Source organism: Planobispora rosea (assembly GCF_014648175.1).
GTDB lineage: Bacteria > Actinomycetota > Actinomycetes > Streptosporangiales > Streptosporangiaceae > Planobispora > Planobispora rosea.
In genome coordinates this window covers 1-8722 of record NZ_BMQP01000090.1, presented here as the reverse complement: position 1 = coordinate 8722, position 8722 = coordinate 1, and the positions used below count along the sequence as shown (strand labels likewise).

At 67.6% G+C, this 8722-nt stretch carries 11 protein-coding genes; 5 read left to right on the top strand and 6 right to left on the bottom strand.

The annotated features are described in order from the left end of the window. Positions 1-623 (top strand): tetratricopeptide repeat protein (locus tag IEZ08_RS38490; RefSeq protein WP_229803954.1); only part of this gene is annotated, 623 nt, incomplete at its 5' end. Positions 624-750: 127 nt separating this feature from the next. Here the strand turns inward: IEZ08_RS38490 and IEZ08_RS38485 are convergent. Next, a complete protein-coding gene (locus IEZ08_RS38485; RefSeq protein ID WP_189244193.1) occupies positions 751-966 on the bottom strand; it encodes a hypothetical protein in 216 nt (71 codons plus the stop codon). A gap of 352 nt (positions 967-1318) precedes the next feature. Between IEZ08_RS38485 and IEZ08_RS38480 the strand changes: the two genes are divergently transcribed. Together IEZ08_RS38480 and IEZ08_RS38475 are read left to right on the top strand one after the other, a co-directional pair. Continuing rightward, the gene (locus IEZ08_RS38480; protein ID WP_189244192.1) at positions 1319-1735 is read left to right on the top strand and encodes a helix-turn-helix domain-containing protein; all 417 of its coding nucleotides are present in this window, start codon (positions 1319-1321) and stop codon (positions 1733-1735) included. Positions 1736-2096: 361 nt separating this feature from the next. Further along, entirely contained in the window at positions 2097-2453 is a 357-nt protein-coding gene (locus IEZ08_RS38475) for a helix-turn-helix domain-containing protein (RefSeq protein WP_068920458.1), read from the top strand. Positions 2454-2480: 27 nt separating this feature from the next. On the opposite strand, the gene IEZ08_RS38470 is transcribed toward IEZ08_RS38475, so the two are convergent. From IEZ08_RS38470 to IEZ08_RS40125, 3 genes are all read right to left on the bottom strand, one after another. Beyond that, on the bottom strand, positions 2481-3071 hold the full coding sequence (locus IEZ08_RS38470; protein WP_068920459.1) for a ClpP family protease: 591 nt from the start codon (positions 3069-3071) through the stop codon (positions 2481-2483). Next, positions 3068-3694: a ClpP family protease gene (locus IEZ08_RS38465; protein WP_189244191.1), complete on the bottom strand. Its 627-nt coding sequence runs from the start codon at positions 3692-3694 to the stop codon at positions 3068-3070. The genes IEZ08_RS38470 and IEZ08_RS38465 overlap by 4 nt, the downstream gene beginning before the upstream one ends. Before the next feature lie 105 nt (positions 3695-3799). Beyond that, positions 3800-4285 carry a dihydrofolate reductase family protein gene (locus IEZ08_RS40125; RefSeq protein WP_229803955.1) on the bottom strand — a complete coding sequence of 162 codons (486 nt, stop codon included), beginning with the start codon at positions 4283-4285 and terminating at the stop codon, positions 3800-3802. A gap of 124 nt (positions 4286-4409) precedes the next feature. Between IEZ08_RS40125 and IEZ08_RS38455 the strand changes: the two genes are divergently transcribed. Further along, positions 4410-5399: an LLM class flavin-dependent oxidoreductase gene (locus tag IEZ08_RS38455; RefSeq protein WP_189244190.1), complete on the top strand. Its 990-nt coding sequence runs from the start codon at positions 4410-4412 to the stop codon at positions 5397-5399. A 480-nt stretch (positions 5400-5879) separates the two neighbouring features. On the opposite strand, the gene IEZ08_RS38450 is transcribed toward IEZ08_RS38455, so the two are convergent. Both IEZ08_RS38450 and IEZ08_RS38445 read right to left on the bottom strand, forming a co-directional pair. Beyond that, positions 5880-6482: a response regulator transcription factor gene (locus tag IEZ08_RS38450; protein WP_068920463.1), complete on the bottom strand. Its 603-nt coding sequence runs from the start codon at positions 6480-6482 to the stop codon at positions 5880-5882. Next, the gene (locus IEZ08_RS38445; protein ID WP_189244189.1) at positions 6479-7780 is read right to left on the bottom strand and encodes a sensor histidine kinase; all 1302 of its coding nucleotides are present in this window, start codon (positions 7778-7780) and stop codon (positions 6479-6481) included. Before IEZ08_RS38445 ends, IEZ08_RS38450 begins: the two co-directional genes overlap by 4 nt. A 189-nt stretch (positions 7781-7969) precedes the next feature. On the opposite strand from IEZ08_RS38445, the gene IEZ08_RS38440 reads away from it, so the two are divergent. After that, positions 7970-8548 carry a hypothetical protein gene (locus IEZ08_RS38440; protein WP_189244188.1) on the top strand — a complete coding sequence of 193 codons (579 nt, stop codon included), beginning with the start codon at positions 7970-7972 and terminating at the stop codon, positions 8546-8548. The last annotated feature ends 174 nt before the right edge of the window (positions 8549-8722 follow it).

The following is an 8722-nucleotide window of genomic DNA, read 5'->3' as shown; positions in this document are numbered from 1 at the left end:
GTTCAACACGGCAACCTACGCCCGCTGTCTTTTACACCGCATCCGGGACGCCACCCGCCGCGAGTCTGCTGGGCACCTTGTGCCGTGACACCGGTCGCCGTGACGAGGCAATCCACTGGTACCGGTCGGCGGCGGACCGGGGCTGGGCGACCGCCATGATCAATCTCGCGCTGCTCATCGAGGACGACGACCGGGAGGAGGCGATCCGTCTCACACGTCGTGCGGCCGAGGTGGGCGACACCGTCGAACCGCATTACAACCTGGGCATCTTTCTTGAAGAGGATGGGCAACCAGAGGAAGCGGAACGCTGGTACCGGCAGGCCGCCGAACGAATCTATCCCCAAGCCCGTAACCGGCTGGCCAGCCTTCTCAGGAGAACCGGCCGGGAAGCGGAGGCCGAGGCGTGGTACCGGCGGGCGTTAGACGACCACGGCGGTGACCTGAACGAGCCAGACGACGAGGACTACCCGACCTACACGGAGATCATCTTCGACCTCGCCCTTCTCCTGGAGGAGACCGGTCGCGGCGAAGAAGCCCTGCTCTGGTACGAGCGTGCTGCCGAACGCGGTGATCAGGAGGCCGCGAAGGAGTCGGCGCGGCTGCGAGCCTCGCTCCGTATGTGAGATTCCTCAAAGGACAGTTCACCATGGGTGGCTCTTCGCCATTCAAGTAGGGAGCCACGGAGCAGGCTTGGTGGCGTTGTCCTCCAGATCCGCGCCGCCACGCCGGTCCATGACGCTCGATGGTCTCTCAGGGCGTGTGGTTCCAGGACCGGGTCTCCAGGCGGGTTTCTGCTGCCAGATGGCGCGCCAGCTCGGCCGGACTCGCCCCGCAGCGGATCTCGGACAGGCCACGCTTCTGTGCGTGCACTGACAGAGCGATGCGCCGTACGGCATACCAGCCGCCCGCCACGGCTGAGGAGATGATCCACGTCCGCTCGTAGCACCGGAGTTCCTGTGGCGTCACCGCTACGGCTCCGGCCGCAGGGCGGAGGTCAGGTCCACCACGAGGCAAGGATCCTCGGCACGGAAGGGATGGAGATCAGCAGTGGTGGGCGGCCACACCAGATAGCAGCCCGCGTGCGATCTCACCGTCACGGTCGTGTTCTGCCGTCCCTGGGGGCCAGTTCCGGCCGACAGTTGGCCATGGGTCGCGCCTCCGATGTGCGATCAAGGGACCCGTACGGCGTGACAGCGCCTGTGGGCCCGTCATTGCAGGTCCTTCCCTCACATCGCCGCAGACAGCCCCACTGACAGTGCGAGCAGGGGGACTGGGGGACCGGCAAGCGGATTCCTCACTCTCCCCCGAGGTGGATGTGATGCGTGATCTTCCGGCCTGGGCCGTACGGTTGCGCGACGAGCGGCGGCAGCGCCTGTGGACACAGCGGGACATGGCCAAGCGCCTGGCCGAGGCCGCCGACGCCCACACCCATGACCGCCTGCCCGAACGCGAATCCCTGGTCCTTATGATCAAGGACTGGGAGGCGGGTCGGCACCAGCCCAAAGCCCCTTACCGTGTCCTGTACTGCCGCGTGTTCGGCACCGACGAGGCCGAGCTGTTCGGCGACCAACAGGACCATGCGCCCGCCGAGGCGCTGAGCGTGCCGGTTCCCGCGCCGCCGCTGCCGACCATCGCACCCGACGCCGATCTGATCGAGCGGATCACCCGCACCGTCGAACAGCTCGGCCGCGTTGACCGGCAGACCGGCGAGTTCCTGAGGTCCGGCTGCCGTTAGCACACCGACCGACAACTCGGCGGTGGTGATGGCACTGATCATCATCTCGTCGGGCAGTTCGTCGGGGTCGATTCCGGCGAAGGGTGAGGATGTGGGTGTCGAGCAACCCGTGGGCGTGAGTCACTCCCCATTTTCTCGAACTCGCCTCTGCCGCATGCGCGGTCATATGAGTCGTAGAAGATCGTCGTTGACGCGGTGATCCATGTCCTCGCGGTATCTCCGGTCATCCAAGTGATCTCCGCTGCGAGCGACCACTCGGTGAGCATGTGGTTCACCCTCAGCCGGGCCGGAGGAAGCGGGGACGATTCCGCTCTGCGCGGATCCGGCCGAACTCCAACGCGCCATCTACCTATGGTGAGATATGGCGTCTTCTGTCCCGCCGCTACACCCGGCGATCGATCGGACCAGCTCCAAGCCGTCTCCGGCTCGCGAGCCGCTGTGGCGGCACGTGCTCGGTGAGTGTCTCAGAGGCCTCCGTCACGAGCGGGGTGAGAAGCTGAGCGAGACGGCACGTCGCGCCGGAGTCTCGCCGCAGTATCTCTCCGAGATGGAACGAGGCGTCAAAGAGCCGTCGAGCGAAATGATCGCTGCGGTCGCCGGCGCGCTGGATGTGACCTTGGTCGATCTGACCCTTGCCGTCGCCGAGAGTTTGAGGTCTGCTCAGGGCAGCACGTCGAGAGGTGCTACCTGCTCGGCGGCGTATGCTCTGGCCGCGTAGCGTGGCTCGTCGGGATCATCCACTGGCCTATGAACGCTCCTCGATGATCTGATCGAGGAGTCCGTACTCCAGGGCCGCGGTCGCGGTGAACACACGATCGTGATCGGTGTCGGCGCGCAGAGTCTCGATCGTCTGGCCGGTGTGCCGTGACAGTATGCGCTCGATGTCCGCTCGGACACGGACGACCTCGTCGGCCTGCAAGATGAGATCGGGGATCGTTCCGCGTCCCTGGGCGGCCGGTTGGTGCAGGATCACTCGCGCGTGCGGGAGGGCGGCACGTTTTCCTTCGGCACCGGCGGCGAGAAGGACGGCACCTACCGCGATGGCCTGTCCGACGCAGGTTGTCGAAACCCGCGGGCGGATATAACGCATGGTGTCGTATATCGCGAGCATCGCGCTCGGATCTCCGCCTTCGCAGTTGATATAGAACTGTATCTCTGCTTCGGGGTTGTCCGACTCCAGAAAAATCAGCTGCGCGATGAGCGCGTTCGCGACGCCCGCGTCGATCGCGGTTCCCAGATAGATGATCCGCTCGGTGAGAAGGTGCGAGTAGACATCCATGATCCGCTCGCCGCGGGAATTCTGGGTGATGACGTTCGGAATAGTGTATGTGGTCACTGTCCGACTCCTTCGGTGATGCCGAATCCGAGCCGTGGGCGATTGCGCAACGTGATTTCGTCGAAATTCTGCACGATTGTGTCTATGAAGCCGTAGTCCAATGCCTCTCGTGCCGTGTACCAGCGGTCGTGCAGAGAGTCCTCGAATATGCGCTCGACGGGCTGCCCCGTGTCCTCGGCGATAAGACCGAGTACCGTGTCGCGAGTGTGTCTGAGGTCGCCGGCCTGGAGTTCGATGTCGACTGCGGTGCCGCCGATTCCCGCCGAGCCCTGGTGCATCAGGACGCGCGAGTGCGGCAGGGCACGGCGCTTCCCTCGGGTCCCCGATGACAGCAAGAATTGTCCGGCGCTGTATGCGATGCCCAGCACGAGGGTCGATACGTCACAGGGAATGAGCCGAATGATGTCGCGGATCGCAAGCATCGAGGGAACCGACCCGCCCGGCGAGTGGATCCACAATGCGATATCCGCCGACGTGTCCTGGGTGGCGAGTGCTATCAGCTGCGTAGCGAGCAGTGTCCCGTTGTCATCGTCGAGGGGGCCGTCGAGAACGAGAACACGCTGGTCGTAGAGCTCGCGCCTTACCCGCTCATTGAACAGTGGAAGATTTGATTCTCCGCTCATGCGTCCATCATGTGAGGCGATCCGGACCTGCGTCGACACGATCTGCCTGGGGCAGATCTGCTCTGAGCAGAGGGAACTCCGTTGCCCGAACGCGAATCCCGGTCCTCATGATCGAATACTGGGAGGCGGGCCGGCGCCGGCCCGAAGACCCCTGCCGCATCCTGTGCTGCCGGGTGCGACGCCGGGGATCGGTGATGTGAACATGGCCACCACGCTCAGCATGAAGGCCCGCCAGGCGTGGGGCGCAGGCAACGCCAGGCGGTGCGTCCGGCTGGCCGAGGCGGTGACGTTCTCAGGGCGTGGTCTGGTGCGCCGCGCGGTAGCGGAGGTAGACGACTCTTGAGGTGAAGCTGCGAGTCTCGACGGGTTCGAGATCCACCCGGCACTCGCGCTGGGGAAGAACGGAACGCCACCGCCGACCAGTACCGGGTAGACCCTGGCCCGGTACTCGTCGATCAGACCCGGCGCGGCTGCTTCGGCGGCGAGAGTCGCACCGCCGATCGCGATGTCGCCCTCCGCTGAGTCTGCTCGCGGTCGCTCGCCTTCCTCCGCCAGGCCGCCGGACGCCAGGCGGGTGTTTCCCTGCGCCACCGGTGGTTCGGGGGTGCGCACTCATCGACCGGTGCCTTCGCCTGCCCGCCCACGCCTGGTTGGGGCGTTCTCCGAGGACCGCCGCTCTTGATATCAACCATGGTTGAGGTTGCATGCTGGCGTCATGGTGAAGATCGGTGTCGGGCTGCCGACCCTGCAGGAGATCAAGACGTTGGGGCCGGACGGTGTGGCGCAGGCGGCGCGGCTGGCCGAGACCGCCGGGGTGGATTCCCTCAGCGTCGCCGACGTACTGATCGGAGACGGGACGTTCGCGCTGGAGAGCATCGTCGCTCTGGCCACCGCCGCGGCCGTCACGGAGCGGGTGACCCTCGATTTCGGGGTGCTGTCCGTTCCCACGCGGCCGGTGGCGATGATGGCGGCGCAGATACAGACGCTGCAGTACCTTTCCCGGGGGAGAGTACGGCTGGGCGTGGGGATCGGGGGCTTCCCCGGATCGCCCTTCTGGGCCGCCGTCGGTGCGCCGAGCACGGGACGAGGGCGGCTGATGGATGAGACGTTGCGGGCGCTGCCCGGGCTGATCGGAGGCAGGGCCACCGCCGTCCGGGATGGGGTGACGGTCACCCTGGCGCCCGGGACCCCGGTGCCGCCGTTGCTGGTCGGATCTGGCACGAGTGAGGCGGCGTTGCGACGGGTGGCGCGGTTCGCCGACGGGTGGCTGCCCTCCGGGCTGACCCCGCCCCGCGTCAAGGCGGCAGTGGCCAGATTGCGGGAGTTCGCAGAGGAGTACGGCAGGCCGGTGCCGTCCGTGCACCTGGGAGTCCACGCGGTTCTCGGTGAAGACCGCGAGGCGCGACAGGCCATGGAAGCGCAGCTGTCGGAGTTCTTCCAGCTCCCCCTTGAGGAAGCACGCCAAGCTTCCATCTGCGGGTCACCGGCCGAGGCGGCCGGACGGATGGCGGCCTTCGCCGAAGCCGGAGTGGACGAGATCGGGTTCACGCTCGACGGGCACGACTTCCCGCGTCAGATCGAGCTGGTTGGCGAGACGAGGATGCACCTGCCCCGGCGCAGCCCGTTACTCGCCGGCGCCACTGCCGGTTCAGATCTCCATCATGATCTCAAAGAGTCACTGGAGCGCCAGGCTCCTCTGCCTTGACGGCGCAGAAGAGCCCAGAGCAGGCATGGCTGCTCCACCTGGACTTTGGTCTTCATCTGGCCTCGACCGCAGCGCACCCGCCGTGGTTCCGGCGCGGGAGATTCGGAATCGACCCGGAACGCCGTGGCTACCTGCGCCGGAAAACGCAGGTCATCTGAGGAACGGCATCTCCGGCCAGGCTCTCCGCCATATGACTGAGCTCCCACCCCTCACGCTCGACACCCTCGATCAGGTCGGCCACTTCCGGCGCAGCCCAAGGGTTCGTCTTCCCGTGCTTGGACCGCAGACGAGCCACGAAGACCGCACGCCCCTCTTGGCGAGTCTGTCGAGCCTCCTCGAAGAGCTGCTGGAAGTCCTGCTCGTCGTTCCGAAACCACGCCATCGCCCAGGAACCCTCATCGGAGCCGAAAACACCAAGGTCATCGCGGAACAACGGTCTGGTCTCCGGAAGGGTTCCCGGAAGGGTCCGCCGGACGGCCCTCAGATCCAGCCTTCTTCCCAGGCGCGGTGGGCGGCGGCGTGACGGGAGCCGACGCCGAGTTTGGCCATGGCCGTCGACAGGTAGTTGCGCACGGTGCCCGGTGCCAGGTGGACCTGGGCGGCGATCTCCCTGATCGAGGCACCGGTCCGGGACGCCCGCAGCACCTCCAGTTCCCGGTCGCTGAGCGGGCAGTCGTCCTCGGTCAGGGCTGAGGCGGCGATGTCGGGATCGACGTAGCGCCGTCCGGCGGCGACGTCACGGATGATCTCCGCCAGTCTCGTCGCCGGGGTGGTCTTGGGAACGAAGCCGCTCACCCCCGCCGACAGCGCGCGGCGCAGTACTCCTGGACGGGCGTGCCGTGTCACCAGGATGATCTTTATGGGGGACTCCGACCTGATCTCCTCCGCGGCGCGCAGGCCGTCGGCCGGCGGCATCTCCAGGTCCAGTACGGCGATGTCGGGTTTGTGTTCGCGGGCCAGACGTACGGCATCGGTGGAGGTGGCCGCCTCGGCGGTGACGGTCAGATCCTCCTCCAGCTCCAGCAGCGCCACCAGGGCGCCCCTGATCAGGTCTTCGTCGTCGGCGATCAGCAGCCGGATCATCGCGCCTCCAGGTCGGTGGCCGCCGCGGTGGTCCGGTCGCCGGCCGGTTCCGGGCCGGATCTCTCCACCGGCAGAGAGGCTGTCACGGTGAAGCGGTCGCCGTCGTGCCGCCAGGTCAGCTCACCCCCGGCGGTTCGGACCCGTTCGGCGAGCGTCCGCAGGCCGGTGCCGGGACCGGCCTCCTGCCTCGGACCGGCCTCTCGCCCGATGCCGGGATGCTCCGTGGTACGACGGTCGGGCGCACCGTCGTTGGCGGCAGTGAGGCGGGCCAGGCCGTCGGTGATCCGGTAGCTGACCTCGACGTGCCGGGCGCGGCTGTGGCGGAGCACGTTGGTGGTCGCCTCCCGCATCACCAGTCCCAGCAGGTGCCGGTCCGGGCCGGGAAGGAGGCCGGGAACGGCGGGGTCCAGCTCCATCCGGGCGTCGATGCCGGCCGCGGCGAGCACCCTGGTCGCGTTCGTGATCTCTTCCTCCAGCGTGACGCGGCGATACCCCTGGACGACGGCACGAGTGTCCCGCAGCGCGTCCGTGGCCAGGCGTCGCACCTCCTGCATCTCCGCGGCCGCCCGTGCGGGGTCGGCCTCCGCCAACCGCGCCGCCAGCTCGCTCTTGAGGGCGATCACCTGCAGGTGGTGACCCTGGATGTCGTGCAGATCGGCGGCGAAACGCAGCCGCTCATCCTTGATCGCCAGCTCCGCCGACAACCGGCGGGCCGCGTTCAGCCGCTCGGCGACGTCCCACGCCCACAACATCCCGAGTGTGACCCAGCCGGTGAAGACCACCAGCCCGGCCGGGAAAGCCGCCGCGAACAGCGATCCCTGCCCCGACACCGCGGCCGTGACCCCGCCGAGGACGGCCGCGCCCACCGCCGTGGCGGCGATCAGCAGCCACCGGCGCCGGTCGGGCAGGAACATCGCGATGACCGAGACCGTCATGGCCGGACCGAACGACCAGAGCCCGTAATCCCGTACGGCGAGCAGGGCGACGCCCAGCGCGATCCCGCCCGCGCCCCCGGCCGCCAGCCACCCGACCGGCGGTGGTCCGTCCGGGTCCGTGTCCGGCGATCCGCTGGGGACGCGAGGGAGCCTGCGGCTGATGGACACCGCGACGGCGGCCACCGTCAGCGCCAAGGCGGTCACTACGGCGAACCGGACCACGAACGGCACCGCCACGTCCATGATCCGGCTCCTGGCGACGCTGAAGACCAGGAAGAACGCGATGATGCCGATGAGACTCCACCAGGTGTAGCGGCGGAAGTTCGTCAGCCCCGTCCCCGGGTCGGCCGGCACGTCGCGCACGCGGTCATTGTCGCAGCAATCCACCGCGCCGGTCCTCTGCCTCTCACCCTGGGCCCAACAATGACAAATGTCATGTGATTGTGTGACATGTCCATGCCCTGACGTGCGGTTTCGGCGCTACCGAGAGGAGCGCGCGGCGGCGAACCTGGAGACCGTCCGTACCTCGCCCCCGTATAGAGGAGGTCTCCGATGCAGGCCGCGAACACCGCACCCACCCCCAGGCGCTGGATCGACGTACTGAAGGACCGCTGGCCGACCGCCGTCGCCATCGGCCTGACGTTCCTCACGTTGAGCGGCGCGAGCGATCTGAACGCGGAGGTGAGGAGCCTCGCACAGGTCTTTCCCGCCCTGCCGCTGCTGTATCTCGCCGTCGCCAATCTGGGCCGCCCCGCGCTGTCGTGGCCGCTGCTCGGCGTCGGCATGGTGATCATCGTCGGGGCGCGGTTGCTGGATCTCGTCGCGCCGTCCACCATCCTGCTCGCCCTGGCGCTGGTCGTCCTGGTCTGGGGCATGATCGATGAACACTCGCGCCGGTCCGGGGAGTTCAGGATCCAGGTGATCGGCATGATCGGGTTCGGCGCGCTGGCGCTGGCCGGGCTGGCCCTCGACCCGGAGATCGGCCGGTACGCGGTGGGGGCCGGATGGCTGCTGCACGGCGTCTGGGACTTCGTGCACCTGTGGCGCGGCAGGGTCGTGGCCCGTTCCTACGCCGAGTGGTGCGGAGTGCTCGACGTGCTGATCGGACTCGAACTGATCTTCCTGCTGTGACGTGTCAGTCATCCCGGACCGCGTGGGGCGCTGTTCCCGCGCGCTCATCCGGTGCCCGGTACGGTGACCGAAGCGCACGCGCCGTGGCCATTCTCCCGGGAACTTGACCTCGGGTGTCAATTCCGACTCGATCGTGACCCGTCTGTTCCGGGCGAACCTTGACCCACCCAGATA

Bases quoted from the DNA above. Each gene is read 5' to 3' on its own strand.
- IEZ08_RS38455 (WP_189244190.1), top strand. From the start codon at position 4,410: ATGGTGAAGATCGGTGTCGGGCTGCCGACCCTGCAGGAGATCAAGACG.
- IEZ08_RS38465 (WP_189244191.1), bottom strand. From the start codon at position 3,694: ATGAGCGGAGAATCAAATCTTCCACTGTTCAATGAGCGGGTAAGGCGC.
- IEZ08_RS38450 (WP_068920463.1), bottom strand. From the start codon at position 6,482: ATGATCCGGCTGCTGATCGCCGACGACGAAGACCTGATCAGGGGCGCC.
- IEZ08_RS38475 (WP_068920458.1), top strand. From the start codon at position 2,097: ATGGCGTCTTCTGTCCCGCCGCTACACCCGGCGATCGATCGGACCAGC.
- IEZ08_RS38480 (WP_189244192.1), top strand. From the start codon at position 1,319: ATGCGTGATCTTCCGGCCTGGGCCGTACGGTTGCGCGACGAGCGGCGG.
- IEZ08_RS38440 (WP_189244188.1), top strand. From the start codon at position 7,970: ATGCAGGCCGCGAACACCGCACCCACCCCCAGGCGCTGGATCGACGTA.